At 73.7% G+C, this 25,988-nt stretch carries 22 protein-coding genes, 1 tRNA gene and 1 rRNA gene; 12 read left to right on the plus strand and 12 right to left on the minus strand.

Annotated features, from left to right (window positions below):
* Positions 1-8 precede the first annotated feature (8 nt).
* The gene (locus tag BMX97_RS20935; RefSeq protein WP_091753207.1) at positions 9-803 is read right to left on the minus strand and encodes a hypothetical protein; all 795 of its coding nucleotides are present in this window, start codon (positions 801-803) and stop codon (positions 9-11) included.
* A 16-nt stretch (positions 804-819) separates the two neighbouring features.
* Positions 820-1,062 (minus strand): hypothetical protein, encoded by a 243-nt coding sequence (locus BMX97_RS20940; protein WP_060848225.1) that lies wholly within the window; start codon positions 1,060-1,062, stop codon positions 820-822.
* Between the two features lie 285 nt (positions 1,063-1,347).
* Between BMX97_RS20940 and BMX97_RS20945 the strand changes: the two genes are divergently transcribed.
* Complete coding sequence (locus BMX97_RS20945) at positions 1,348-2,466, plus strand: DUF2336 domain-containing protein (RefSeq protein ID WP_091753208.1); 1,119 nt, start codon at positions 1,348-1,350, stop codon at positions 2,464-2,466.
* A gap of 135 nt (positions 2,467-2,601) precedes the next feature.
* Positions 2,602-3,912, plus strand: a complete 1,311-nt coding sequence (locus BMX97_RS20950) for a 2-oxo acid dehydrogenase subunit E2 (RefSeq protein ID WP_091753209.1) — start codon at positions 2,602-2,604, stop codon at positions 3,910-3,912.
* Positions 3,913-3,941: 29 nt separating this feature from the next.
* Here BMX97_RS20950 and BMX97_RS20955 read toward each other — a convergent pair whose 3' ends face one another.
* The 5 genes from BMX97_RS20955 to BMX97_RS20975 all read right to left on the minus strand — a co-directional run bounded on the left by BMX97_RS20955 (position 3,942) and on the right by BMX97_RS20975 (position 9,134).
* Positions 3,942-5,567, minus strand: a complete 1,626-nt coding sequence (locus BMX97_RS20955; protein ID WP_091753210.1) for an acyltransferase family protein — start codon at positions 5,565-5,567, stop codon at positions 3,942-3,944.
* 227 nt (positions 5,568-5,794) lie between these two features.
* Positions 5,795-6,418 carry a DapH/DapD/GlmU-related protein gene (locus tag BMX97_RS20960; protein WP_244538554.1) on the minus strand — a complete coding sequence of 208 codons (624 nt, stop codon included), beginning with the start codon at positions 6,416-6,418 and terminating at the stop codon, positions 5,795-5,797.
* A 22-nt stretch (positions 6,419-6,440) separates the two neighbouring features.
* Positions 6,441-6,782, minus strand: a complete 342-nt coding sequence (locus BMX97_RS20965) for a hypothetical protein (RefSeq protein ID WP_060848228.1) — start codon at positions 6,780-6,782, stop codon at positions 6,441-6,443.
* A 147-nt stretch (positions 6,783-6,929) separates the two neighbouring features.
* Positions 6,930-8,345: an MDR family MFS transporter gene (locus BMX97_RS20970; RefSeq protein ID WP_091753212.1), complete on the minus strand. Its 1,416-nt coding sequence runs from the start codon at positions 8,343-8,345 to the stop codon at positions 6,930-6,932.
* 90 nt (positions 8,346-8,435) lie between these two features.
* Positions 8,436-9,134, minus strand: a complete 699-nt coding sequence (locus tag BMX97_RS20975) for a carbonic anhydrase (RefSeq protein ID WP_244538555.1) — start codon at positions 9,132-9,134, stop codon at positions 8,436-8,438.
* A 539-nt stretch (positions 9,135-9,673) separates the two neighbouring features.
* Here BMX97_RS20975 and BMX97_RS20980 point away from each other — a divergent pair.
* Together BMX97_RS20980 and BMX97_RS20985 are read left to right on the plus strand one after the other, a co-directional pair.
* Positions 9,674-12,388, plus strand: coding sequence for an ATP-binding cassette domain-containing protein (locus BMX97_RS20980; RefSeq protein ID WP_091753213.1), 2,715 nt, complete (start codon positions 9,674-9,676; stop codon positions 12,386-12,388).
* Between the two features lie 177 nt (positions 12,389-12,565).
* Complete coding sequence (locus BMX97_RS20985; protein ID WP_244538556.1) at positions 12,566-13,444, plus strand: MBL fold metallo-hydrolase; 879 nt, start codon at positions 12,566-12,568, stop codon at positions 13,442-13,444.
* Between the two features lie 21 nt (positions 13,445-13,465).
* On the opposite strand, the gene BMX97_RS33825 is transcribed toward BMX97_RS20985, so the two are convergent.
* From BMX97_RS33825 to BMX97_RS20995, 3 genes are all read right to left on the minus strand, one after another.
* Complete coding sequence (locus BMX97_RS33825) at positions 13,466-14,473, minus strand: nickel/cobalt transporter (RefSeq protein ID WP_348273129.1); 1,008 nt, start codon at positions 14,471-14,473, stop codon at positions 13,466-13,468.
* Positions 14,467-15,111 carry a DUF1007 family protein gene (locus BMX97_RS33830; protein ID WP_244538557.1) on the minus strand — a complete coding sequence of 215 codons (645 nt, stop codon included), beginning with the start codon at positions 15,109-15,111 and terminating at the stop codon, positions 14,467-14,469. Before BMX97_RS33830 ends, BMX97_RS33825 begins: the two co-directional genes overlap by 7 nt.
* Before the next feature lie 228 nt (positions 15,112-15,339).
* Positions 15,340-16,050 carry a TetR/AcrR family transcriptional regulator gene (locus BMX97_RS20995; RefSeq protein ID WP_091753215.1) on the minus strand — a complete coding sequence of 237 codons (711 nt, stop codon included), beginning with the start codon at positions 16,048-16,050 and terminating at the stop codon, positions 15,340-15,342.
* 68 nt (positions 16,051-16,118) lie between these two features.
* Here BMX97_RS20995 and BMX97_RS21000 point away from each other — a divergent pair, with 68 nt between their 5' ends.
* The 8 genes from BMX97_RS21000 (at position 16,119) to BMX97_RS21035 (ending at position 25,469) form a co-directional block, all read left to right on the plus strand.
* Entirely contained in the window at positions 16,119-16,391 is a 273-nt protein-coding gene (locus BMX97_RS21000) for a hypothetical protein (RefSeq protein WP_091753216.1), read from the plus strand.
* 205 nt (positions 16,392-16,596) lie between these two features.
* Positions 16,597-17,772 carry an efflux RND transporter periplasmic adaptor subunit gene (locus BMX97_RS21005; RefSeq protein WP_091753217.1) on the plus strand — a complete coding sequence of 392 codons (1,176 nt, stop codon included), beginning with the start codon at positions 16,597-16,599 and terminating at the stop codon, positions 17,770-17,772.
* Positions 17,769-18,854 carry an efflux RND transporter periplasmic adaptor subunit gene (locus tag BMX97_RS21010; RefSeq protein ID WP_091753218.1) on the plus strand — a complete coding sequence of 362 codons (1,086 nt, stop codon included), beginning with the start codon at positions 17,769-17,771 and terminating at the stop codon, positions 18,852-18,854. The genes BMX97_RS21005 and BMX97_RS21010 overlap by 4 nt, the downstream gene beginning before the upstream one ends.
* Before the next feature lie 77 nt (positions 18,855-18,931).
* Positions 18,932-22,012 carry an efflux RND transporter permease subunit gene (locus BMX97_RS21015; RefSeq protein ID WP_091753219.1) on the plus strand — a complete coding sequence of 1,027 codons (3,081 nt, stop codon included), beginning with the start codon at positions 18,932-18,934 and terminating at the stop codon, positions 22,010-22,012.
* Positions 22,013-22,098: 86 nt separating this feature from the next.
* Entirely contained in the window at positions 22,099-22,524 is a 426-nt protein-coding gene (locus BMX97_RS21020) for a MerR family transcriptional regulator (RefSeq protein WP_091753220.1), read from the plus strand.
* Complete coding sequence (locus tag BMX97_RS21025) at positions 22,463-22,864, plus strand: carboxymuconolactone decarboxylase family protein (RefSeq protein WP_091753221.1); 402 nt, start codon at positions 22,463-22,465, stop codon at positions 22,862-22,864. The genes BMX97_RS21020 and BMX97_RS21025 overlap by 62 nt, the downstream gene beginning before the upstream one ends.
* 187 nt (positions 22,865-23,051) lie before the next feature.
* Positions 23,052-24,329 (plus strand): YjgN family protein, encoded by a 1,278-nt coding sequence (locus BMX97_RS21030; RefSeq protein WP_091753222.1) that lies wholly within the window; start codon positions 23,052-23,054, stop codon positions 24,327-24,329.
* Positions 24,330-24,332: 3 nt separating this feature from the next.
* Complete coding sequence (locus BMX97_RS21035) at positions 24,333-25,469, plus strand: M48 family metallopeptidase (protein WP_091753223.1); 1,137 nt, start codon at positions 24,333-24,335, stop codon at positions 25,467-25,469.
* A 198-nt stretch (positions 25,470-25,667) separates the two neighbouring features.
* On the opposite strand, the gene BMX97_RS21040 is transcribed toward BMX97_RS21035, so the two are convergent.
* Positions 25,668-25,744: transfer RNA gene (locus tag BMX97_RS21040), tRNA-Met, on the minus strand.
* A 49-nt stretch (positions 25,745-25,793) separates the two neighbouring features.
* Positions 25,794-25,909: ribosomal RNA gene (gene rrf, locus BMX97_RS21045) — 5S ribosomal RNA — on the minus strand.
* Positions 25,910-25,988 lie beyond the last annotated feature (79 nt).

Consider the following 25,988-nt stretch of genomic DNA (forward strand, 5'->3'; position numbering starts at 1 on the left):
CGGCGAACCTATCCCTTGCGCACCAGCACCGCCGGGCCGGGCTCCGGCGGGACGAGGCCGCAGCGCGCCTCGGCATCCGGCGGCAGCAGCGGGTCGAGGAGGCTGCGGCGCGAGTCGAGGAACGCCAGGGCGCGCTCGCCGGCCACCGCCTCCTCCTCGGGGGCCGCGACCAGCAGGTGCTCGAGGGCGTAGCGGTAGGACGCCGCCCGGGCGCCCGTCTCCAGCCGCACCCAGGCGATGAGGCAGCGGTTCTCGGCCACCCGCATCGCGGCGCTGCGCACGTCGCGGTCGTCGAGGGTGGTGATGAAGGGCAGGCTCTGGAGCCGCGTCAGGTCCGCGCGCACCACCCGGGACGCGGTCTCGGCGAAGGCCGGCACCAGGCGGCCGTCCGCCACCATGTCGTCGGAGAGGCGCCGGTAGCGCGAGATCACCGAGCGGTACGGTCCGGCGGTGATCGCCTCGTAATAGGCGGCGGGGTCCGACAGGCGCCAGCCGACCGGCAGCACCCGGGCCCGGGTGAGGTTGTCGAGGGCGGCCTCGAACAGGCTGCGCTCGCGCGCCGGCATCAGGAAGCGCCAGGCCCGGTCGCGCAGCGCCCGCTCGTCCTCCGTGAAGGGGAACAGCGAGGCCGCCTCGCCCCGCTCGCGCGCGGCGAGCGTGCCGGCGGCGTCGATCAGGCTGTTCCAGGCGGTGGGAGCCGGGCGGCCGAAATCGCCCTGCTGGACGCAGGACGCCACCAGGGGGGCGGCGAGCAGCACGCCGCCGACGAGGAGACCGCGCGCGGACGTCGCCAGGAGACCCATGGCCCGGAGCCTCGGCTCAGCGCGTGCAGCGCCGCTCGGGAGCGGGCAGGTCGGTCTCGGCGGGATCGGGCAGCCTCTCATAGCGCACTCCCGTGAACAGCAGAATCGTGCCGCGGACCGGGTCCGCCGCAGGGTGATCGACCGGGCCGGACGCGGCCTCGCCCGCGCCGCCCGCCCGGGTCGTGCCGCCCGCCCGGCGCGGGCCGCCGGCCCGGAACGGGATGATGTCCGCCGAGGGACGTCGCTGGTGGCCGATCATGCGCGCTCTCCCGCCTCTCCACGTCCCTCCGGGACCGCCGCCCGTCGCGGCTTCGCGGATGGACCAAACCACGGGCATGGTTAACGGACTGTTTCCAAGCCGCCATTCCCGAGGGGCCGCCGGGACTTCGGCGTAAACCATCGGTGAGCGGAGAGGCGCGGACCGGGCCGTCATCCCCGTTGTCCCCAGGCCCCGGGCCGACCCGTGCCCGCAGCCTTAAGCGTCGCTTTACGCGCCGCCTCGCATTCTCGGGATCGCTTTCATGTCCTGCGTACCCGATCGCCCATGGCCCGCTCCGCCGCCGACGCTCCGCCGGACCTGTCCGGCCTCCTCGATCTCGCACGAGACCGGCGTCTCGACATGAAACCCGTGCTGTTGCGGGTGCAGACGGACCTCTTCCGGGCCGCCCCGGTGCGGGACGTCGCGACGATCCGGGCCTTCGAGGCCCTGGCCTGCGGGCTGATCCCGACGGTGGACGCCGCGACCGCCGAGATCGTCGCCCAGAAGCTCGCGCCGCTCCCCGACACGCCCCAGAGCGTGCTGGCGCTGCTCGCCGCGCAAGGCGGCGGCGCCCGCGACGCGGTGCTGGCCGGGAGCCCGGTGCTCACGACCGCCCTGCTCGAGGCCGCCGGCAGCGGCCCGGGCCTCGACGCGGTGCTGGCCCGCCGGCCCGACCTCGGCCGGGCCCTGGTCGAGGACCTGAGCCTGCGCGGCGACCCGGAGGTCGACCTCTCGCTCGCCGGCAACCCGGGGGCGCCGCTCGCCGGGCCGGCCCTGGAGCGGCTGGTGGAGCGGGCGCGCCGTCGGCCCGATCTCGCCGCCCTGCTGCTCGCCCGCGACGACCTGCCGGCGGTCGACCTCGCGCCGCTCTACCTCCAGGCCGAGCCGGAGCGCCGTGCGGCGATCCGCGAGGGCGTCGCCGCCCGCGCCGCCCTGCGGCCGCAGGGCCGGGCCGGGATGCGTGCCGCCGGCGCGGCGCTCACCGCCTTCGCGGGACGGGGCGAGCCGGAGCGGTTCGAGGCGGCGCTCGGCGAGGCGCTCGGCATGCCGGGGGCGAGCTTCCGCGCCACCGAGCCGGAGCGGCGCGACCTCCTGGCGCTCGCCCTGCGGGCCGCCGACCTCGCCGAGGAGGAGGCGGTGTTCATCTTCCTGCGCCTCGATCCCTCGATCGCCCGCTCGGTCGACGCGGTGTTCGGCCTGACCCGGCTGTTTCGCTCGATGGACGCCGCCACGGCGCGCGACCTCGTCGCCTCGATCCTCGGCGGCGAGCCGGCCGCGCGCAGCGCCACCCCCGACCAGCACCGCCCGGCCCACGGCCCGGCCTCGCCGCGGCTGCGCCCGGCGGCGACCGCCGCCCCGGCCCTGCGCCCCGCCCTGCCGGAGCGTACCCGCAAGACCCGGTGAGCCGGGCTCGGCGCGCGGGGCACGGCGGTTTCACCTCGGCCGCGAAATGGTCTAGGCACGGCATCCCGGATGCCGTGCCGCCCGTGACGGGCGAAGCCGCGGCGGAAGAACGAGAAACCGTCGCGGAGGACGTTCGTGAGTGCCAGCCTGCCGGTCGCGCTGCCCGACATCGGTGACTTCAAGGACGTCCCGGTGGTCGAGATCCTGGTCAAGCCCGGGGACCGGATCGCCGTCGACGACCTCCTGATCAGCATCGAATCCGACAAGGCCACCATGGAGGTGCCCTCGCCGGTGTCGGGCATCGTGTCCGAGATCCTGGTCGCGCCCGGCACCCGGGTGTCGCAGGGCACGCCGATCCTGATGGTCGACACCTCCGGCGAGGCGGGGGCGCCCGCCCCCGCCGCATCGTCGCCTGCCCCTCAGCAGGCGCCGGCCCCGCAGACCCCCGCCCCCGCCGAGGCCCCCGCAGCCCCGGCGGCCGGTAGCGCGCCCGAATCCCCCGTCCCGTCCGAGGCCCACGCCACCCCGTCGGTGCGCGCCTATGCCCGCGAGCTCGGCGTGGCGCTGGCCGGCATCGCCGGCTCGGGCCCCCAGGGGCGCATCCTGCGCGAGGACGTGCTGGCCTTCGTGCGCGGCCAGATGGCCGCCCCGGCTCCCGCAGCCCCGGCGCCGGCGCCCACCGCCGCCCCGGCCGCGCCCGCCTCCGGGATCGGCGCCGGCCTGCCGCCCTGGCCGCAGGTCGACCACGGCAAGTTCGGCCCGGTGCGGCGCGAATCCCTGTCGCGCATCCAGCAGATCTCCGGCCAGGCACTGACCCGCAACTGGCTGACGATCCCGCACGTCACCAATTTCGACCATGCCGACGTCACCGAGACCGAGGCGCTGCGCCGCGAGCTGAACGGGGCCGCCCGGCCCGGAAGCCACAAGGTCACCATGGTGGCGATCCTGATCAAGGCGGCCGCCGCGGCGCTGCGGGCCCATCCGCGCTTCAACGCGGCGCTCGACGGCGACGGCCTGATCCTGAAGGACACCGTCCATGTCGGCTTCGCGGTCGACACGCCGCGGGGCCTCCTGGTGCCGGTGGTGCGCGACTGCGACCGCAAGGGCCTCGTCGAGATCGCCCAGGAGATGGGGGCGCTCGCCGAGCAGGCCCGGTCCGGCACGCTGCCGCCCGCCGCGATGCAGGGCGGCGGCTTCTCGGTCTCCTCGCTCGGCGGCATCGGCGGCGACGGCTTCACCCCGATCATCAACGCGCCCGAGGTGGCGATCCTGGGCGCGGCGCGCTCGCGGATCGAGCCGGTCTGGGACGGCAGCGCCTTCCAGCCCCGCCTGATCCTCCCCTTGAGCCTGTCCTGGGATCACCGGGCGGTGGACGGCGCGGCGGCGGCCCGCTTCCTGTCGCACCTCGCCGCGGTGCTCGCCGACCTGCGCCGGGGCGCCCTGTAAGCCGGCCGCCGACCCCCTGCCCGGGCCCGTCAGGGGCCGGCCGGAGGGAGGGCCAGCACCGCCATCGGGCCGGCCTCGTCGACGATCACGGCGACGGGGGGCTCCTCGCCGCACGCCCCGGCGGGGAGGCGCAGGCGATAGCCGATCCGCCGCGTGCCCACGGCCTCGTAGCCCGGCTGCCGGGCCAGGTCCCGGCGCGTGCGGCGCGGCTTGTCCAGGGCGACGAGGCGCCCGCCGCAGAACAGCGCGAGCCGCATCGCCCGGTCCGGGCGGGCCGGATCGAAGGCATGGGCGCTCACCAGGTCCTCGACCGCCGAGAGCCGCTCCCGCGTCTCCACGCCCGCCCGCAGGGTCGGCGGCAGGGCGAGGCCCCGCTCGGCGATGGCGGCCTCGGCTGCCGCCGCCGAGCCCCATGCCCCGGGCAGCCGGGCGATGGCGCGGCGGACCCGGCCCTCGGCCCAGTCGTTGCGGGCCATCTCGGTGCTGCCCCAGAGCGCACAACCCACGAACACGACCAGGAAGGCCGCGAGGGCCCGCGCCAGCGTCGCCGGGCGCAGGGCATCGATCCGCCCGCGCAGGCGCCGGTAGAGCGCCAGGTCGACGGGACCGAGGAGCGCAGCGACCGCGAGGGCCCCCGCGAGGCCGACGGCCGCGTAGGCGGGGCCCGACCAGTGCGGCGGGCAGGCCCAGTGCGCGAGCAGCAGCACCGGCGGATGGGTGAGGTAGAGCACGTAGCTCCAATCGCCGAACGCGATCAGCCCCCGGGCCGCCGGGCCCTGGCGGCGGACCGGCGGCGCGGTGACCGCCGCTCCGACGACCAGCACCGCCGCGAGACCGCCGAGCCAGCGCGCCGCGGCGGTCTCGACGAGGAAGCAGGCGATAAGGAGCGGCAGGGCCGGCAGCGCCGTCGCGGGGCGGATGCGGCCCGACGCGATCAGCCGCGGCAGCAGCAGCCCGCCGGCGAACGGAACGCAGGCCGCCGTGACCGGCACGAGGTAGAGCGGCGGCGGCATCATGGCGCGGCTGTCGGGCGGCAGCAGAGGGAAGGCGACGGCGAGGAGCACGAGCCAACCCGCGGCGACCGGAACGAGGCGGCGCGCCTGCCCGGTCGTGGCGAGCGCGAACAGGCCGACGTAGAAGGTCATCTCCAGGACGAGGGTCCATTCCACGCCGAGCGGCGTGCTGCGTGGCCCCACCGGCGCGAGCGACAGGGCCAGCACGGAGAGGCCGCCGAATTCGAGCCCCAGGGCCGCGGACAGGCCGGCGAACAGCGCGACCACCGCGAAATAGGTCGGGACGATGCGGCTGACCCGGTGCGCCAGGAAGACCGTGGGCGAATCGCGGGTGACGAGCCGCGCCATCAGGAACCCGGACAGGGCGAAGAAGAGCGCGACGCCCCACACGCCCATCAGGCCGTCGAGGACCGCGAAGGGCCGCTCGGCCCCGCGCAGGGTCTGCCCGTACACCGCGACATGGTGGATGAGCACGAGACCGGCCGCGAGGGCGCGCAGCACTTGCAGGTTGGCGAGTTCCCCGCCCGACCGGGCAATGCTCGCGACCGGCGGCGCCTCGCTCCCCGGAGCGCGGCGGGGCCGGAGGATGACGGGGCCGGACAGGTCCCGGCGGAAGGAATCCCGATGGAATCGGATGGACATCGCCGGCGTCTTCGAACGGCGCGGCGCGCGGGGGCGCCGCCGTCCTCAGCCGGCGCCAGATAAGAGCTGGAAACAAGACGGAATCGGTCCGGCCCGTCGCAAGGCCGTCCACGATGACAATTTGGCAACGGTCGCGGTACCCGGGTTCGATCGCGCCGCGCCCGAACGGAACAGGTCCGAGCATGCCCGTGCCCAGGACGACTGAGCGCATCAGCCGGCCATCCGCCTCACCGGAGATCCGGCGCCACGCCCTGGTCGACGAGGCCGAGGCGCGGCACCACGGTGCCGGGGGCGAGGATCGCGCCCGGGGCCACGACGGCGTTGGCGCCGAGCCGCGCCCCGTCCCCGACGAGGGCGCCGAACCTGGCACGCCCGGTCTCGATCAGCCTGCCGTCGTGCCGGAAGGCCACCGTGGCGCCGGGCCACTCGTTGCGGTGGTTGGCGATGACCGCGCCGGCCTCGAGGTTGACGCCCCGGCCGATCACGCTCTCGCCGACGAAGTTGAAGTGGGCGAGCGCCGTGCCGGCGAACAGGAACGAGGCCTTCAGCTCCGAGCCCGGCCCGATCGTACAGGCCTCTTCCAGCCAGGCGCCGCCCCGCAAGGTGGCGCCGTGGCCGATGAAGCAGCGCGGCCCGACGACGAGCGGGCCCTTGAGCACCGCGCCGGGCTCGATCCGGGCGCTGGCATGCACCGCCACCTCGTCGGCGACGGAAAAATCCTCGCCGAGGCCGGCCAGCAGCCGGCGGACGATGTCGTCGGCCGCCCTCGTGAGCGCCCAGGGCGGCTCGGCGGCGAGATCCGCCAGGGCGGAGGCGGGCAGGGCCGGGATGTGACGGACGAGCAGGTTCACGGCCGTCACGATCCCCGGGGGCTCAGTCGCAGACGCGGACGCGGCGGATGTAGACGTCGCCGAACTCGTCGACCATCCGGCGGCGGACGGTGTAGCACTCGGGGCCGTAGGCCGGGGCGTAGCCGTAGGCCGGCCCGCCATAGACGGGGGTGTAGCCGTAGGCAGGAGCCGGCGCGTAGCCGTAGCCATACCCGTAGGCCGGGCGCGAGCCGGCCGCGATGGCGCTGCCGAGGGCGAGGCCGCCGACCGCCCCGAGGGCGAAGGCCGGCCCGGCCCGCCAGCGCGCCTCGGCCGGGGCGGCGCCGACCAGGGTCACGCTCGCCAGGGTGGCCGCGGCCACGCAGATGGATGCGATGCGCTTCATGGCAGATCCCCATGACGTAAGGGTTGAACAAGCATTCGCGAGCACATGAGACCCGATGACCGTGGTCCCTGCGTGCTCGATGTCCCGTTTATCGCGCCGCCAGGCTGAACGGAGGCTGAAGCTTGAGCACAGGATTCCTTCAGCCTGCTATGCGGCGTCGGCCGTCGGCTTCGCCCGGACGATGCGGTGGCCGGATACCTCGGCGCCGGCCTCCGGGGCGAGGCGGCGGAACGACAGCGCCGAGAGCCCCGAGAGGATCGCCACGGCCAGGAAGGCGGGCCCGAAATCCTCCGCCCGGATCTCGGTGCGGCCGTGCCACTCGGACGCCGACTGGAGCACGAAGGCCCCGAAGGCGACGCCGATGCTGAGGGAGAGCTGCTGCGCCACACTGGCGAGGCTCGTCGCCGCGCTCATGTCGCGCGGGTCGACGTCGGCATACGCGATGGCGTTGACGGCGGTGAATTGCAGCGAGCGGAAGCAGCCGCCGACGAGGAGCACCGCGATGATGAGGGCGTGCGGCGTGCCCGCCGTGAACAGGCCGTTGACGGCGAGGAGGCCGGCGGCGACCACCGCGTTCAGCGTCATCACCGCCCGGAAGCCGAAGGCGCGCAGGATGCGGGCCGCGATCGTCTTCATGAACAGGGCGCCGGCGGCGGCCGCGAAGGTGATGAGGCCCGAATGCAGCGGGTCGAGCCCGAAGCCGAGCTGGAGCATCAGCGGCAGGAGGAACGGGATCGCCCCGGTGCCGATGCGAAACAGGCTGCCGCCGAGCACCGCCGCCCGGAAGGTCGGGTAGCGCAGCAGGTCGAGGCGGATCACCGGATGCTCCACCCGGCGGCTATGGGCGAGGTAGAGCCCGCACAGCACGACCCCCGCCCCGGTGCAGGCCCAGGACACCGCCTCCGGCAGCAGGTGGCGCCCGCTGGAGGCGAGCCCGAGCATCAGGCTGGCGAGCCCGGCCCCCGACAGGACGAAGCCGAGGAGGTCGAGGGGCGGGCGCTCCTCCTCCTTGACGTCCTGGAAGTAGCGGGTGGCGAGCAAAATGCCGGCGAGCCCGATCGGCAGGTTGATGAAGAAGATCCAGCGCCAGTGGAGCGCCGTGGTGATGAAGCCGCCGAGCGGCGGGCCAATCACCGGGCCGACCAGCGCCGGGATGGTCAGCGTCGCGAGCGCCTGGACCAGCTCGCCCTTGGGCACGCTGCGCAGGAGCACGAGGCGCCCCACCGGCACCATCATCGCTCCGCCCATGCCCTGCAGGAAGCGGGCGGCGACGAACCAGCCGAGCGAGTTCGAGGCCGCGCAGGCGAGCGAGCCGGCCATGAACACCGCGAGCGCCCAGCGGAAGACCGTGCGGGCGCCGTAGCGGTCGGCGGCCCAGCCGCTGATCGGGATGAAGATCGCGAGGCTGACCAGGTAGGAGGTCAGGGCCAGCTTCAGGGCGATCGGGTCCTCGCCCATGTCCGCGGCGATCGCCGGCAGCGACGTGGCGAGCACGGTCGAGTCCGTGTTCTCCATGAACAGGGCCGTCGCGACGACGAGGGGGACGATCCGAACGGTGCGCATGGCCCCGTATCTAGCGCTCGCCCGGAACGCCGGAAGCGCGAATCGGCGGGGCCTGCCCCGTCATCCGTGCGGGGCAGGCCGATCCCGGCGTTACGCGGCCGCCACCGGGGGCATCCCGTCGCCGGCCGCGCGGCGGGGCGCCGGGGCATGGGCCACCGGCAGCACGCCGTCGTCGGCGAGCGTCACGAAGGCGCTGCCGTCATAGGCCAGCAGCGCGCCGGTCTCGATCTCGAAGAACCAGCCGTGCAGGGCGAGCTGCCCCTTGGCGAGCGCCGCCGCCACGCTCGGATGGGTGCGCAGGTGGGCGAGTTGCGCCACCACGTTCTCGAGGGCGAGCGCCCGCAGGCGCTCGGTCGGTCCGAGATCGGCCGGATAGGCCTCGCAGACGATGCGGTCGGCGGCGTGGCTGTGGCGCAGCCAGGCGGCGACGTTCGGCATCGCGTCGAGGGCGCCGGGCTGCATCAGCCCCTTCATGGCGCCGCAATCCGAGTGGCCGCAGACCACGATGTCGCGAACCCCGAGCGCCACCACCGCGTACTCGATCGCCGAGGAGACGCCGCCGTTCATCTGCGAGAAGGGCGGCACGATGTTGCCGGCGTTGCGGCAGACGAACAGCTCGCCCGGCCCGGCCTGGGTGATGTGCTCGGGCGAGACTCGGGAATCGGCGCAGGCGATGATCAGGGCCTTCGGCTGCTGCCCGTCGCGCACGAGGCGCCGGTACATCTGCCGCTGGCCCGGAAACACGCTGCCGCGGAAGGTCGAGATGCCCTGGATGATGCTGCTGTCCACGAGGTGTCCTTGTGCGGGAATGAAGATGCGGGAACGGGAGGATGCGGACAACGCCGCGATCCGTCGGGATGGTGGTTCGCGGCCGGCTCGTACGGACCCCGCTCCCGCCGCTTGCGCGGGGAGGCGAGTAGATCCGCAAGTCACCGACTGTATTTCCCGGCGAACCGTCGTTGTCTCACCGACGACGAGAACAATGACGGAGACGATGTTCCGGGGATGTGCGGGTACGCACCCGGGTTGATCCTGCGAGATAATCCCGGGACCGGGCGGCGACGTGCGGCGGCGCACGCGCCGACCGGTGGATCGCCGGACGACATCGGACGGGACGGCGGCGCGAGGCGTCCGCCCGGGCGGAATCGGTCGCGGCCGGCGGCCCCGGCTTGACCGCTCCGGCCCCCGCGGCCCATACCACCGGCAGCATCGAGGAGGCCCATGGTCACCACCGCGAGACGGCCTCCGGGCCTGCCCCCGCGCTCCGGACCGGCGCCGGCCCTGCGGCGTCCGGGCGCCCCCGCCCCGCGGTTCCGTCGCCCGCTCTGATGGACCGCGATCCGATCGTCTTCGCCTGGCGCAGTGCCAAGCGCCGGCACGCCGCCGCCATCGCGGTCGCCCTCGGTCTCGGCGCGCCCCTGGTCGGGCTCGGGCTGCTCGCCCTGCGCGACCTCGTCGACGAGCTCCTGGCCCTCGCCGAGCCGGGACGCGGGCCGATCCACTTCCTGCACCTCGTCGTGCCGCTGCCCGAGCGCCTCGGCGGCCACGGGCTGGTGCTGGTGCGCGGCTGGCCGCTGCCCGAGAGCGCCCTGACCCTGTCGGCGCTCGGTGCCCTGATCCTCGTCGCCCTGGCGCTCGCCGGGCTCGGCTGGGGCGTGGCGCGGCTCTGCGTGACGGCGCAAGCCGAGGCGGTGCGCCGCCTGCGCGAGGTGGCCGAGGACGCGATCCTGCGCTCCGGGCCCGCCGCCCGGGACGACGCCCGGGCGCTCGCCGGCCAGGTCGGGGCGGCGATCCGCGCCGCCGACGGGCTCCTCGCCGTCGGCATCCTGGTCCCGGCGCTCGCCGCGGGCAGCGTGCTCCTGGCGCTGGCGGTCGCCGCCGCGGTGGCGCCGCGCCTCGTCGCCGCGGCGGGCATCAGCCTCGTCGCCGCGGCGCTCGCCCGCCAGCTCCTCATCGCCCGGACCGAGCGCCGGGACGACCAGCGCCGGCTGGAGGGGGCCGCCCTCGAGCGCGGACTGACCGACCTCGTGCGGCGGCTGCCGGCGGTGCGGGCCCACGGCACCACCGCCTTCGAGCATGCCCGCCTCGGCCACGTCGCCGAGCGGGCGCGCCGGGCCCTCACCGAGACCGAGAACGACCTCTCCCGCGCCCGCGCCCCGGCCCTCGCCCTGGCGGTGCTGGTGCCGACCGTGATGCTGGCGGCCGCCCTGTGGCAGGCCCCCGCCCCCGCCGCGCCGGTGAGCGCCGGCGGCCTGTCGGCGGTGCTGGGGGCGCTCGCGATCGCCTCGAGCGCGGTGGCGGCCTTCCTGCGCCAGAGCCGGCGGCGCCGCGCCGCCCTGCCGGCCTTCCGGGAGATCGCCCGCGCCGCCGCCTCGCTGGAGGCCCGCGCCCGGGCGCCGCGCCGGCTGCGCAGCCAGTCCGCTCCCCTGCCGGACGGCGGGCCGATCGTGCTCTCGACCGTCGCGGCCTACGATCCGGCCTCGGGCGAACGCCTGATCGGGCTCGATCTCTCGCTGCCGATGCCGAGCCACGTCGCGATCCTGGGCGACCGCGGCAGCGGCAGCCGGGTGCTGGCCGCCCTGATCGCCGGCCAGCTCGAGCCGACCGCCGGGGCGGTGACCTATGCGGGCACCGACCTGCGCTCGGTCGAGCCGGCGGAGCGGGCGCGCCGCATCGCCTATGCGGGCGGCGAGCCGGTGCTGATGAACGGCACGCTCCTGCAGAACATCCTCTACGGCGACCCCGCCTTCGCCGACGGATCGAGCCCCGACGCGAGCACGCCCAACGCCGGCGAGCTGGAGGAGCGCCTGGTCGAGGCGCTGTCGGTCACCGGGCTCGACCGGCTGGTCTACGGGCGCGGGCTCGCCAGCGTGCTGCCGCGCCGCCTCGACGCCACGACCGCCGCGGCCATCGTCGAGACCCGGGACGCCCTGCGGGCGGCGCTCGCCGCCGACCACGCCGCCCATCTGATCGAGCCGTTCGACCCCGCCCGCTACAACCGCCAGGCGACGGTGGGCGAGAACATCCTGTTCGGCGCGCCGGTCGGCTCGGCCTTCTCGGAGGCGCGGCTCGCCGGCCACCCCTTCACCCGGGCGGTGCTGGAGGCGGAAGGCCTGACCCGGCCGATGACCGAGATGGGGCTCGCCATCGCCCGGGCCACCGTCGAGATCTTTTCCGACCTGCCGGACGACCACCCGCTCTTCGACGCGTTCTCGCTGTTTCCGGCCCGCGAGCGCGGCTTCTTCGAGGACCTGGTGGCGCGCCAGCCCGAGGCCTCCGGCTGGCGCCGCGGCCCCGCCGGCCAGCGCGACCGCGCCCGGCTGATCGGCCTGTGCCTGCGCTACAGCGAGACCCGGCACCGCTTCGGCCTCATCGACGAGGCGATGGAGGCGCGCCTCGTCGCGGCGCGGCGCACCTTCGCGGCCCTGCTGCCGGCCTCGCTCACCGGCTCGGTCGAGTTCTACGATCCCCGCAAGGTCACGGCGGCGGCGAGCCTGGAGGAGAACCTGCTGTTCGGCCGCGTCGCCGGGGCGGAGGCCGGGGCGGGCGCCCGGGTGCGCGCCCTGATGCAGGCGGTGCTGCGCGAGCGCGGCCTCGAGCGCACGGTCTACCGCTTCGGCCTGGCGAGCCAGGTCGATCCGCGGGCGGCGGAGAGCGGATTGGCCGGCCGCGACGGCTTCACGCCGTTCGAGCGCGCGGCGATCGACCTCGCCCGCTGCCTGGTGCGCCGTCCCGACATCCTGGTGGTCGGCCTCGCCCTCGACGACCGCGGCGCCCCCGAGGTGATGGCGGGCATCGAGCGGCTGCGGGCGGCGCGGGCCGGGCGCGGCCTCGTGGTCTGCCTGCCGGCCGAGTGCCGGCCGGACGAGGCCGCCCCCTTCGACGTCGTGCTGCGGGCCGAGCGCACCACCGTGGTGCGGGCCGGCGCGCCGCCGGATGCCGGGGAGACCGCGCCGTTCGGGGACCGGGCCGCCGCGTCGTCCCCGGCGACCTCGTCATCCACAGAGCCGGTGCGGGCCCGCACTCGCTTAACGGCAGATTAGGCCGTCCGGGGGAACCTTCGTCTTGTGCTCACCGTTCGTGCTGCACATCTTTCGTGTAGAGTTCCCACCCATGTCTTGCCGGCCTGTCCGGCCGGAGCATTCGCCATGTGCGTTGTCGCACATCCATTCCCTGCAACCCCCATCACGGTCACCGGCATGACAACGAGGGGTCCTCTCATGGAAGCCGGCTTGACGCTCCGGTTCTGGGGCGTCAGGGGATCGACCTGCGCCTCGGGCCCCGATTTCGTGGAATTCGGCGGGCATACGCCCTGCGTCGAGGTCCGCTGCGGCGAGCGGCTATTCGTGATCGATGCCGGCACCGGCATCAACGCGTTCGGCGCCCACCACCGCGACCGGGTGCCCCAGCGGGTGGACCTGCTGCTCAGTCACCTCCACCTCGACCATGTCGGCGGCCTGCCGTTCATGAAGCCGGCAATCCTCGACCCCTCCCGCGAGATCCACACCTGGTGCGGCAACCTCGACGGGCAGAGCGCCGCCGAGCCCCTCGACCGGCTCTTCTCGCCGCCGCTCTTCCCGATCACCCTCGACATGTTCCCCGCCCGCTTCGTGCATCACGGGTTCCGGGCCGGCGAGAGCCTGACCTTCCCGGACGGGGCGGTCGTCGACACCATCCCGCTGCAGCACCCCCAAGGCGCCACCGGCTACCGCTTCCGGCATGCCGGCCGCTCGGCCTGCTACATCAGCGACCTCGAGCATTCCGAGCCCTGGCCCGATCCGGCGCTTCTCGACTTCGTGCGCGGCGCCGACCTCGTGGTCTATGACGGCATGTTCACCCAGGGCGAGTACCCGTCCTGCCGCGGCTGGGGCCACTCGACCTGGCAGAAGGGCGTCGAGCTGTGCCAGGCCGGCGGCGTCGGCAAACTCGCCATCGTGCACCTCTACCCGCAGCACACCGATTCGCTGCTGCGCGACCTGGAGGTCCAGATGCAGGGCCAGATGCCCGGCGCCTTCGTGGCCCGCGAGCGCCAGGAGATCACCTTCGCGGCCGTCGCCGCGGAGGCGAGCCCGCGCAGGCGGGTCGCCCAGGTCGCTTGAAAGTCGCCTGAAGTCGCCCGGTCAGAACGCCGTCGCGGCCCAGCCCGAGAGCAGACCCGCCCCGAGCACCAGCACGAAGGCGGCGGCCCACAATTCGAGGACCCCGACCGCGATCGCCCCGCCCTGGCCGCGCCCCCCGGCGAGCCGCAGGGCGAGCGCCTTGGCGAAGACTGCGAGCGCCGCCAGGATTCCGGTGGTGATCGCGGTGCCGAGCGCCATCGCCAGGGTCGCGGCGACGCCCGCCCACAGGATGCCCTGCGACAGGGCGAAGACCAGCACCAGGATCGCCCCGGCGCAGGGGCGGGTCCCGGCGGCCAGCACCACGCCGGCCTGCTCGCGCCAGCCCGCCAGCCGCTCGACCCTGGTTCCGTCGGCAAGGCCCGCATGGCCGCAGCCCGGCCCGCAGGCGGGGCCCGCCTCCCGGTTGAGAAGGCGCGCGAGCTGCCCCGCCTTGCGCCAGGTCACGGCGGCCCCGAGCACCGCCACGCAGGCGAAGCCCGCGGTCTCGATCACCGTGCCGGCCTGGTTGAGGCCGGCGGCGGTGAGGCGCAAGACCACCGCGCCGCCGCCGACCAGCGCCAGGGCGACGACCGCCTGGAGCAGGGCCGCCAGCAGGCTCAGGGCAAAGCCGCGCTTCAGGGCGCGCTCGCCGGCCATCAGGTAGCCGGCGATCACCGCCTTGCCGTGGCCGGGCCCGGCGGCGTGCAGCACCCCGTAGGCGAAGCCGAGCCCGACGAGGGTCGGGGCCCCGTCCCGGCCGTCCTTGACCGCCGAGACCGCGGCCTGGAGCGCCCGCGAGAAGCCGGCCTGCATGGCGAGCAGCCAGGCGCCGAGGCTGGTGGCGCCGTTCGGGCTCGCCTCGCGAAAGCCGATGCCGAAGGGCGAGCGCGGCGGCGCCCGGAAGCCGGGAGCCAGCAGCCCGAGCAGGGCGGCCAGCAGCGCGGCCGCGGCCAGGACCGCGAGGGCGGCCAGCAGCAGGCGCTGGAGCCCGCGGGAGGGGAGAGCGAGGGGAAGGGCGCGGGTCAGCACGCGACGACGATCCGGTTGGCGAACTGCACGCCGTAGGTCGAGGCGGCGGTGATCGCCTCGAAGAAGGCCTCCGACATGCCGGTGGCGGCGGGCGCCGGCGCGGTCGTCTTGGGCCGGTGCGCGGTGACGCGGCAGGCGGCCGGCGCGCCGACCAGCGTCGCGACCTCGCCGCCCTCGGCGAGGCTGAAGGCGACGAAGTAGGTCGGGTCGTAGACCTCGAGCGAGGCCGTGCCGGCGACCGGCGCCTTGAGCGGCAGGGTGAAGCGCAGGGTCAGCTGCCCGTCCGAGAAGGTCATCGCCGGATCGGCGGCGGCGCCGAGATCGACCTTGCGGCCGTTGACCTTCAGCACCGTGAAGTAGGCGTTGTCGGAGAGGTTCTCGGCGTTGTCCCGGGCGAGCGCGGCGAGCGCGGCCGGGTTGACCGGCCCGGTCGTCGACTGGCCCAGCCCCTGGATCGCGAAGGCGGAATAGGTCGGATCGAAGGTCCAGGCGTGGCGCACCGCCCGCAGGATCCCGTCGGGCCCGTAATCGAGCTCGGCCCGGGTGGTGATCCAGACGTGCGGATGCGCGAGGGCCGGCGTCGCCGCGGCGAGGGCGGCAGGCAGGAGGCCGACGAGGAGACGGGACGGGCGCAGCATGACGATGTCCTTCGGCGACGCTCGCCCGTCGTGGTGAAGCGATGGTGAAGCGCGTCGCGCCCCCGGTGGCGCACTGGTCCCGCCGCATTGCGGCGGGAGCGGGGCGGTGGGGCCGTGCTTCCGATCCGAAGGCTCGCGCCCGAGCCCTCCCCCCTCTGCGGGGGAGGGTGGCCCCCGGAGCGGGCCGGGAGATGGGCAGCGCGACACTTCAGGATGAGGCGTCCTTCATCAAGGTCGCGACCTCTCCGGAAACGTCGTCCCCTCTCCCGCCCCGCTCCGCGGGGCACCCTCCCCCGCAGAGGGGGGAGGGTTCGGGCGGGAACCGCACATCAGCCCCCGCTCCAGCAGGTCCAGATGCCCCTCCAGGTAGGCCGGCCCGTCGAGGGCGTGGTCGTCGCCGAACATCAGCCGCCAGGTGCAGGCCATGATGACGGGTGCGAAGAGCAGGTGGGGGAATTCCTCGGCGGCGGAAGGCCGGAATTCGCCCCGCTCGATCCCGTAGCGGACGACCCGGCGCAGGGCCTCCACCTCCGGGCCGATCACCTCGGCGCGCCAGCGGTCGGCGAGGTCGGGGAAGCGGCTGACCTCCGCAAGCAGCATCCGGATGATCTCGCGGGTGCGCCGGTCCTCGACCATCTGCTCGTATTCGAAGGCGAAATGGGTGCGCAGGATCGCCATCGCGGAGCCCTGCGGGGCGGCGGTGAGGGCCGCCAGGTGCTCGCGCGAGGGACGGCTCATCTCGTGCATCGTGGCGAGGAACAGGTCCTCCTTGCTCGGGAAGTACAGGTAGATCGTGCCCTTGGTGATGCCGGCGCGGGCCGCCACGTCGTCGAGCTTGGTCGCCATGAAGCCGCTGCGGGCGAATTCCTCGAACGCCGCCTCCACGATCTCGCCGGGCCGCTCCTCCTTGCGCCGCCGGCGCTGTCCCGCCACTGCCATCTCGTACCCTTATTGACTGCCTGGTCAGTTATTAGTACGAGACAGGGGTCGCCTTCAAGGAGCGCGCCATGGCCCGCACGGTGATGTGCCCGTCCCGGATCCGCCGGTCTCGTCCAACCCCACCGACCTGGCCCGGGTTCACCCGCCTGGCCAACGGCCTCGACCTGCACGCTCCCGCGGCCTCCCGCGCGCATCCGCTGCTGCCCCGGCGCGGCGCCGTGCCGGCGCTCGCCCTGGTGCTCGTCGCCATCGCCGGCTGGGCGGGCCTCCTGGCCTGGACCCGCATCGACCCGGTGGCCGCACCCTGCGCGACCTGCGTGGTCGACCAGAGCCGGCTCTGAGCCGGCACGTCCTTTCGCCTTCGCCCCGGCCCGTCGCCGGGGCCTCACCCACAGATGCGGCGACGCCTCCCCTCGCGGGCGGCCCGCCGCATCTGGAAGGAGCGGCCGCACCCGCCCCCTCGCGGCCGCTCCTTCACATCCGCCCCCCGCCCGTGCTGTCCTTCGGGGCTTCCCGTCCCACGCCGAACCGGTACGCTCGACGTCCATGAGATCCAGCCCGCCCCTCCGGGGCCTCCACCGCTCGGCCGTGGTCACCGCCCTGCTCCTCGCGGGACAGGTCTTCGCCGGGCAAACCCTCGCCGGCCAGGCCCGCGCCGACGCGCCCACCCCGACGGCCAAGGACGAGGCGAAGCCGGCGACGGCGCGGGACGCGAAGCCTGCCGGCGCGCCCGCCGAGGTCCGGGTGGTCACCGCGGCGCTCGCCCCGGTCTCGGCCGAGGTCGTGCTGACCGGCGACATCCAGGCCAAGTTCCTGAGCAACATCGCGTTCCGGGTCAGCGGCAAGATCCAGGAGCGCCTGGTCGAGGTCGGCGAGCACGTCACCGCCGACCAGGTGCTGGCCCGGCTCGAGCCGCAGGAGCAGCAGGTCAACGTCGACACCGCGCAGGCCGCGCTCGCCTCGGCCGAGGCGCTCTTGACCCAGGCCAAGGTCGGCTTCGAGCGCCAGCAATCCCTGATGCGCAGCGGCTACACCACCCGCACCGCCTACGACCAGGCCGAGCAGACCCTGCGCACCACCCAGGCCTCGGTCGAATCCGCCAAGGCGGCTTTGGGCAACGCCCGCGAGCAATTCTCCTACACCGAGCTGAAGACCGGGGTCGCCGGCATGATCACGGCGCGCAACGCCGAGGCCGGCCAAGTGGTCCAGTCGGGCCAGACCGTGTTCACGCTCGCCCAGGACGGGCCGCGGGACGCGGTGTTCATCGTCTCCGAGACGCTGCTCGCCGAGCCGCCGGAGGGCAAGACCGTCGACATCGTCCTCCTGTCCGATCCGCGGGTGCGCACCACCGGCACGGTGCGGGAGATCTCGCCGGCGGTCGATCCGTCCTCGGGCGGCGTGCGGGTGAAGATCGGCCTCTCGGCCGTACCGCCCGAGATGTCGCTCGGGGCGACGGTGGCGGGCCTCGGCCGCTTCCGCGCCCGGCAGGCGATCAGCCTGCCCTGGAGCGCGCTGTTTCGCTGGCAGGACCAGCCGGCGGTCTGGGTGCTCGATCCGGGCAGCGGCACCGTCGCGCCCAAGACCGTCACGATCGACCGCTACGCCGGCTCGGCCATCGTGCTGTCGGACGGCGTCGCGCCGGGCGAGCGGGTGGTGACCGCCGGGATCCAGCTCCTGCGCCCCGGCCAGGCGGTCGCGGTGGTCGGGGAGGACGGGAAGTGAAGCACGTCCCCGCCCTCGCCGTCCTCGTCCTCCTCGCCGCCTGCCAGGAGAAGACGGCCGAGGCGCCGCCGCCGGTGCGCCCGGTCCTGACCACGAAGGTCGAGATCCGCACCGCCGAGACCTTCGGGCCCTTCGCCGGCACGGTCGAGCCGCGCTACCAGACGCAAGCCGGGTTCCGGGTGCCGGGCCGGATCGTCGCCCGCGACGTCTATGTCGGCGACCTCGTGCCCAAGGGCGCGCGGCTGGCCGCCCTCGATCCCACCGTGCTGCAATTCGCCGTCACCCGGGCCCGGGCCGACGTCACCGACGCGGAGGCGCAGCTCGCCAACGCCAACGCCGTCGAGGGGCGCCAGCGCACCCTGTTCGACGGCGGCAACGTCACCCAGGCCGCCCTCGACGCGGCGGTCGCTACCCGCGACACCGCCGCGGCGCGCCTGGCCCAGGCCAAGGCCGCCCTCCAGAAGGCGACCGACGAGCTCGGCTACGCCACCCTGAAGGCCGATGTCGACGGGGTGGTGACCGCCTGGAGCGCCGAGGTCGGCCAGGTGGTGAGCGCCGGGCAGGTCGTGGTGACGCTCGCCCGCCCCGACATCCGCGAGGCGGTGGTCGACATCCCGGACGGGCTGATGGCCGGCATCAAGGCCGGCACCGAGTTCACCGTGACGCTCCAGGCCGCCCCGACCATCACCGCCAAGGGCCGGGTGCGCGAGATCGGGCCGCTCGCCGACCCCGCGACCCGCACGCGCCGGGTGCGCATGACCCTCACGGCGCCCCCGGAGGCGTTCCGGCTCGGCACCACCATCACGGTGGCGCTGGCGCGCGCCACCCCGCCGCGCATCACCCTGCCGGCCACCGCCCTCCTGCGGGAGGAGAGCCGCACCAGCGTCTGGGTGGTCGCGCCGGACGGCAAGTCGGTCGCCCGCCGCGAGGTCGCGGTGGTCCCGGTCTCCGACACCGCGCAACCCGACGAGGATACGGTGACCTTGAGCGACGGCCTCAAGGCCGGCGAGACCGTGGTGGTGGCGGGCGTCCACAGCCTGAAGGACGGGCAGCCGGTGCGCCTGACCGCCTCGGGCCTCTGACGGCTCCCTGATTTTTTTTCGCGCGCGGCCCGACCCGGCCCGCCTTCCAGACCCCTTTCAGCGCGAGGCCGCGCCCGATGAAGTCGTTCAACCTCTCCGAATGGGCGCTGTCGCACCGCTCCTTCGTCTGGTTCCTGATGGCGGTGGCGATCGTCGCCGGCGCGATGTCGTACCGCAAGCTCGGCCGCGAGGAAGACCCCGCCTTCGCGATCAAGACCATGGTGGTGCAGGCGGTGTGGCCCGGCGCCACGATCAGCGACACCCTCGACCAGGTCACCGACCGGATCGAGAAGGAGCTGCAGCAGATCGGCGCGGTCGACTACACGCGGAGCTACACCACGCCGGGCCAGGCGACGGTGTTCGTGAACCTGCGCGACACCACCCCGCCGCAGACGATCCCGTGGCTGTTCTACCAGGTCCGCAAGCGGCTCGGCGACATCAAGGGTACCTTCCCGCAGGGCATGCAGGGCCCGTTCTTCAACGACGAGTTCGGCGACGTCTACGGCAACGTCTACGCCTTCACGGCCGACGGGCTGTCGATGCGCCAGCTGCGGGACTACGTCGAGACGGTGCGCACCCGGATCATCAAGGTGCCGAGCATCGGCAAGACCCAGATCATCGGCGCCCAGAACGAGGTGATCTATCTCGGCTTCTCGACCCGCAAGCTCGCCGGCCTCGGGGTCGACGTGCAATCGCTGATCAAGACCCTGCAGGCCCAGAACGCGGTGGCGCCCTCGGGCGTGATCCAGGCCGGGCCGGAGCGGGTCTCGGTGCGGGTCGGCGGGCAGTTCACCGACGAGAACAGCCTGAAGGCGATCAACCTGCGGGTCAACGACCGCTTCTTCCGCCTCTCGGACGTGGCCGAGATCGAGCGCGGCTACACCGACCCGCCCGAGGCGCTCTTCCGCTACAACGGCCGGCCGGCGATCGGGCTCGCCATCGCCATGCAGCAGAGCGGCAACCTGCTCGAGTTCGGCGAGGCCCTGAAGTCCCGCATGCGCCAGGTCGAGGCCGAGCTCCCCGTCGGCGTCGGCATCCACCTCGTCTCGGACCAGCCCAGGATCGTCGAGGAGGCGGTCGGCGGCTTCACCAAGGCGCTGGTCGAGGCGGTGGTGATCGTGCTCGTGGTCTCGTTCCTGAGCCTCGGGATGCGGGCCGGCCTCGTGGTGTCGTTCTCGATCCCGCTGGTGCTCGCCATCGTGTTCGTCGTCATGGAGGTGATGGGGGTCACGCTGCAGCGCATCTCGCTCGGCGCCCTCATCATCGCGCTCGGCCTCCTCGTCGACGACGCGATGATCACCGTCGAGATGATGGTGTCGCGGCTGGAGGCCGGCGACAGCCTGCACAAGGCCGCGACCTTCGCCTATACCTCGACCGCCTTCCCGATGCTGACCGGTACCCTCGTCACCGTGGCGGGCTTCCTGCCGATCGGCTTCAACGGCTCGGCGGCGGGCGAGTACACCTACTCGCTGTTCGTGGTGATCGCGGCCTCGCTCCTCGTCTCCTGGGTGGTGGCGGTCCTGTTCGCCCCCCTCATCGGCGTCAAGATCCTGCCGAAGACCATGAAGGGCCACCACGAGAAGCCGAGCCGCCTGCTCAACGGCTTCCGGGCCCTGCTGCTGCCGGCGATGCGCTTCCGCTGGATCACCGTGGCCGCCTGCGTCGGGATGCTGGGTGCCGCGGTCGTCGGCATGGGCCACGTCCAGCAGCAGTTCTTCCCGGCCTCCGACCGGCCCGAGGTGCTGGTCGACATGACCCTGCCGCAGAACGCCAGCATCAGTGAGACCAAGGCGCAGATGGACCGGTTCGAGGAGGCCCTGAAGGGCGATTCCGAGATCAAGCGCTGGAGCTCCTATGTCGGCCAGGGCGCGATCCGCTTCTACCTGCCCCTCGACCAGCAGCTCTCGAACGCCTTCTTCGGCCAGATCGTGATCGAGACCGTGTCGCTCGAGGCCCGCGACCGCACCATGGCGCGGCTCAACGCGCTGGCCCGGCGCGACTTCGTCGGCACCGACGTGTTCATCCATCCCCTCGACCTCGGCCCCCCGGTCGGCCGGCCGATCCAGTACCGGATCAGCGGCCCCGACCTGCAGGTGGTGCGCGCGCAGGCGCTGAAGCTCGCCAACCTGGTGGCGCAGAACCCGCATGTCGGCCTGCCGACCTTCGACTGGAACGAGCCCGGCAAGGTCCTGCGGGTCGAGATCCTGCAGGACAAGGCGCGCCAGCTCGGCGTGACCTCGCAGGACATCGCCGGCATCCTCAACGGCGTGGTCGGCGGCACCACGATCACCCAGGTCCGCGACGCGATCTACCTCGTCGACGTGGTCGGCCGGGCGCAGGGGCCGGAGCGGCGCTCCGTCGACACGCTCCAGAGCCTGCAGGTGCCGACCGCCGGCGGCGCCACCGTGCCGCTGCTCGCCTTCGCCAAGATCCACTACGACCTCGAGCAGCCGATCGTCTGGCGCCGGGACCGGATGCCGACCATCACGGTGCGCACCTCGATCACCGACGCGACCCAGCCGCCGACGGTCGTCGACGCGCTCGCCCCCGCGGTGGCGCAGTTCCGCGCGGAGCTGCCCGACGGCTACGACCTCGCGACCGGCGGCGCCGTGGAGGAGGCCGCCAAGGGCCAGGGCCCGATCGCCGCGGTGGTGCCGGTGATGCTGCTGGTGATGGCCTTCTTCCTGATGGTGCAGCTCCAGAGCGTGCAGAAGCTGTTCCTCGTCTCGAGCGTCGCCCCGCTCGGCCTGATCGGCGTCGTCGCGGCGCTGCTGCCGTCGGGCGCCCCGATGGGCTTCGTGGCGATCCTCGGCATCCTGGCGCTGATCGGCATCATCATCCGCAACGCCGTGATCCTGGTGACTCAGATCGACGAGTTCGAGGCCGAGGGCATGACCCCCTGGGACGCCGTGGTGGAGGCGACCTGCCACCGCATGCGCCCGATCCTGCTCACCGCGGCCGCCGCCAGCCTCGGCATGGTGCCGATCGCCCGCGAGGTGTTCTGGGGGCCGATGGCCTACGCGATGATCGGCGGCATCATCGCGGCGACCTTCCTGACCCTGTTCTTCCTGCCGGCGCTCTACGTCGGCTGGTACCGGATCCGGCCGCAGAAGACGGGCGAAGGGCACGCTCCCAGTCACGCTCCCGCCGGGACGTGAGGCCGGAATCGCACCACCCGCCCGCCGCTTGACTTCGAGCGCGCTCGAACCTCTAGCCTCGGATGCGTCGTGGCGAGAAGGTGCGCATGAGGATCGGGGAACTGGCCGCGCGTTCGGGACTGACCGCCCACACCCTCCGCTACTACGAGCGGATCGGGCTACTCCCCTACGCCGACCGGAACCGGTCGAGCCACCGTGACTACGACGCGTCGATCCTGACCTGGATCGCCTTCCTGGACCGTCTCAAGACGACCGGGATGCCGATCCGGGAGATGGTGCGCTACGCGGCCCTGCGAAACGACGGCCCTGCCACGCAGGCGGAGCGCCGCGAGATGCTGGAACGGCACCGCGCGCGCGTCTGCGCTCACGTCGCCGAGCTGCAGGATTGCCTTCTCGTCCTCGACACCAAGATCGCCGGCTATGCTGGCACCGCCGAGAGGATGCAGGCGCATGACACAGGACCATCGGGCCGGCGACAGCCGGCTGGAACGCGGACGCCGGGCGCTCGCTGAGATCGACGGCCATGCCGGAGAGGCGGTCGTCGCCTCGCTCGCCGACATCGCCCCGGATTTCGCGACCTACCTGCTCGAGTTCCCGTTCGGCGACATCTACAGCCGCCCCGGCCTCGACCTGCGCGCCCGCGAGATCGCCACCATCGCGGCGCTGACCGCGATGGGCAACGCGACCCCGCAACTCAAGGTGCACATCGCGGCGGGACTGAACGTTGGTCTCTCCCGCGAGGAGATCGTCGAGATTCTCATGCAGATGGCAGTCTATGCCGGATTCCCGGCGGCGCTGAACGGCCTGTTCGCCGCCAAGGCGGTGTTCGCCGAGCGTGAGGCGGCCGGCTGAGCCGCTCGGTCCTCCGGTGGCGGGGCCGGTGATCCGGCTCCGCCCGCGGGTGCGCGCCCGTGGGCACGCGACGGGGCGTGCGACCCTGGCGTGAACGCGTCGAGACGGCCGACAACCCCTCCTGGCGTTTCACCTCTCCTTGCGTAAGATGCGGCACACGCCCGTATCCGCGACGCCGGGAGGCAGGATGAATCCGACCATGATCGAAGCGAGCCGAAGCCCCGCGGCGCGAGGCGCGCCCGTGACCTTCGACACGCGGCTCGGCGGCCTGACCCGGCTCGCCCTCAAGGGCGTGCTGCTCTCGCTCGTGACCTTCGGGATCTACCGCTTCTGGTACGTCACCGACCTGCGGCGCTACTTCTGGAGCCGCACCGCCGTCGACGGGTCGCCGGCCGAGTATACCGGCACCGGCAAGGAACTCTTCCTCGGCTTCCTGGTGGCGCTGGCGCTTCTGGTGCCGATCTATCTCGGCCTGTTCGCGATCTCGCTCGCGGTCCCGGCGCTGGCCCCGCTCTCGGTCGCGATCTCCTTCGTCACCCTGTTCGTGCTCGGGCAATACGCGCTCTATCGCGGACGCCGCTACCGGGCGATGCGCACGCTGTGGCGCGGCATCCGGCTCGGCCAGGACGGGTCGGCCCTCGCCTATGCGGCCCGGGCGGCGGGCTGGTGGCTCCTCGTCTACCTGAGCTTCGGGCTCGCCTTCCCGTTCATGCGCGCGAGCCAGGAGCGCTACCGCGTCGGCCACACCCTGGTCGGCACGAGCCGGCTGAGCTCGGTGGCGCGCGGCCGCGGCGTGCTGGGGCCGTGGCTGCTGCTGTACGTCGTCGGTCTCGGGATACCGATCGGGCTCGGCGTCGCGCTGCTGGCCGCCTCCGACTTCTCGCTGCCGGCCGACCTGATGGTGCCGAAGCCCGGCGGCAAGGCGGGCGAGACGATCCTCAACCCGGCCTACGCGGGCACGACGATCGGCCACCTCGCGAACGCCCTGTTCGTCGCCGCCCTGGTCTGCCTCCCGGCGGCGTTCCTGCTGTTTCCGTACTACCGCGCCCGCGAGGCCCGGGCCTTCGCGAACGCCCTGCGCCTCGGCGGCGTGCGTCTCGCCTCGACCCTGCGGGCCCGCACCTTCTACGCGGCCTATCTCCGCTACGCGGCGGCGCTCGTCGGCCTCCTGCTCGCGCTGGGCCTCGGGGTCGGCCTCCTGACCCTGGCCGCGCAGCAGGCGGGGATCGGCGTGGTCCACTGGGCCGTCGTCCTGGCCTATCTCGGCGGCGCGCCCCTGTTGGCGGTGCTCTATGTCCGCCTGGTGCAGGCCCGGCTCTGGGCCGCGGTCGCGACGAGCCTGACGGTCGTCGATCCGGACGAGCTCGCGGCGATCCTCGCCTCGGCCCGGGGTGCCGGCAGCGGCCTGCAGGAGGGCCTCGCCGACGCGCTCGATGTCGGCGGCGCCCTCCAGATCGGCTTCTGAGCGGTGCGACACCCGCCGCCGCAGGCCTCCCCCGTCGAGGCCGAGGGCCGCTACTTCGACGGCTTCAGCGCGCGCCCGCACCCGGTGCGCCTGCGGCTCGACGACCGGTTCCGGGTCACGGGTCGCGCCGTCGCGAAGGACTGGGACCCGCTCGACCTCCGGGCGGCGGATGCGGCGCCGCCGCTGATGCGGGTCGGCCCGGGCCACGCGCCGGACCGGGTCGAGTTCGCGGATGCGGCGCTCGCCGCCGCCCTGGCCGAGCGCTGCCCGGACCTGCATCGGCGGGCGGGAGCGGGCGGTATTGCGCGCCTCGTGCTGTGGTCGGTCGCCGCCGGGATCTCGGTCCTGCTCGTCGCGCTCTTCGGCGTGCCGTACGTGGCACGCCTGCTGGTCCCGCTGGTGCCGGATGCCGTCGAGGCACGTCTCGGCGCCGTGGTCGAGCCGCAGGTGCTGCGCGCCCTGGGACATCCGCCGGCCTGCACCGGGGAGGCCGGGCGCGCCGCCCTCGACCGCCTCGTCGCCCGGCTCGTCGCGGTGCGGCGCCCCGACGGATCGCCGCCGGCGGACCTCGCGGTGAGCGTGCGCCGCCACGACATGGCGAACGCCCTGGCGCTGCCGGGCGACCGGGTGATGCTCCTCTCGGGCCTGATCGGGCGGGCGAGGTCGCCGGACGAGGTCGCGGCGGTGCTCGCCCACGAGTTCGGCCATGTCGGGGCGCGCGATCCGACCCGCGCCCTGATCCGGGCCTCCGGCACCTCGTTCCTGCTGAGCCTCGTGCTCGGTGACCTCACCGGCTCGACGGTGATCGTGGCGGTCGGCGAGGCGGCGCTCTCGGCGGGCTACAGCCGCGAGGCCGAACGGGCGGCCGACGCCTACGCGGTCGACCTGATGACGCGCGCGGGCGGCAACGGCGCCGCCCTGGCCGACATCCTCGAGCGCATCGCCGCCGATGACGGACCGCGTGGAAACCTCGACCTCCTGCGCAGCCACCCCCTCACCGCCGAGCGCGCCGCCACGATCCGCGCACTCGCCGGTCCCGGCGCATCCGGGCGACGAATCCTGCCGGTCGACGCGTGGACCGCCCTGAAGGGAATCTGTGCCCCCGCCGAGCGGGCGCCGCACGACGCAACGACGCCGTGAATGACGGTATGGATGGGTCCTACGGGAAGGCCCCCTCCCCTGCCCCCGGCTGTCCGGGGATCGGTCACGATCGACGTGAGGGCGCTTCCATCAGTGCGGTTCGGCGCGACGAGCCAGGCCGGGTCGATGCTTGCGATCGCGTGATTTGAATAGCGAAAAACCCCGCCGGCGATGCCGAGCGGGGTTTTTCGTTTGGTTTGGTTGCGGGGACAGGATTTGAACCTGTGACCTTCAGGTTATGAGCCTGACGAGCTACCGGGCTGCTCCACCCCGCGCCAAGGCGCGATCCGGATCGTGTCGAGGGAAGGTGTACGTGCTTGGCAGGTCTGGCGGTGACCGACTCTCCCGTGTCTTGAGACACAGTACCATGGGCGCTGGGGCGGTTAACGGCCGAGTTCGAGATGGGATCGGGTTCTGATCACCCCGCTCTGACCACCAGACCGGCCAAGCACGTCGCGTTCGGCAAGCATGTTTTTGCGAGTGGCAGCCGGATGGCTGGTTCTCACGTCTTCATCGTGT

Origin of the sequence: Methylobacterium sp. ap11 (assembly GCF_900110515.1) — a bacterium.
GTDB classification, from domain to species: domain Bacteria; phylum Pseudomonadota; class Alphaproteobacteria; order Rhizobiales; family Beijerinckiaceae; genus Methylobacterium; species Methylobacterium ajmalii.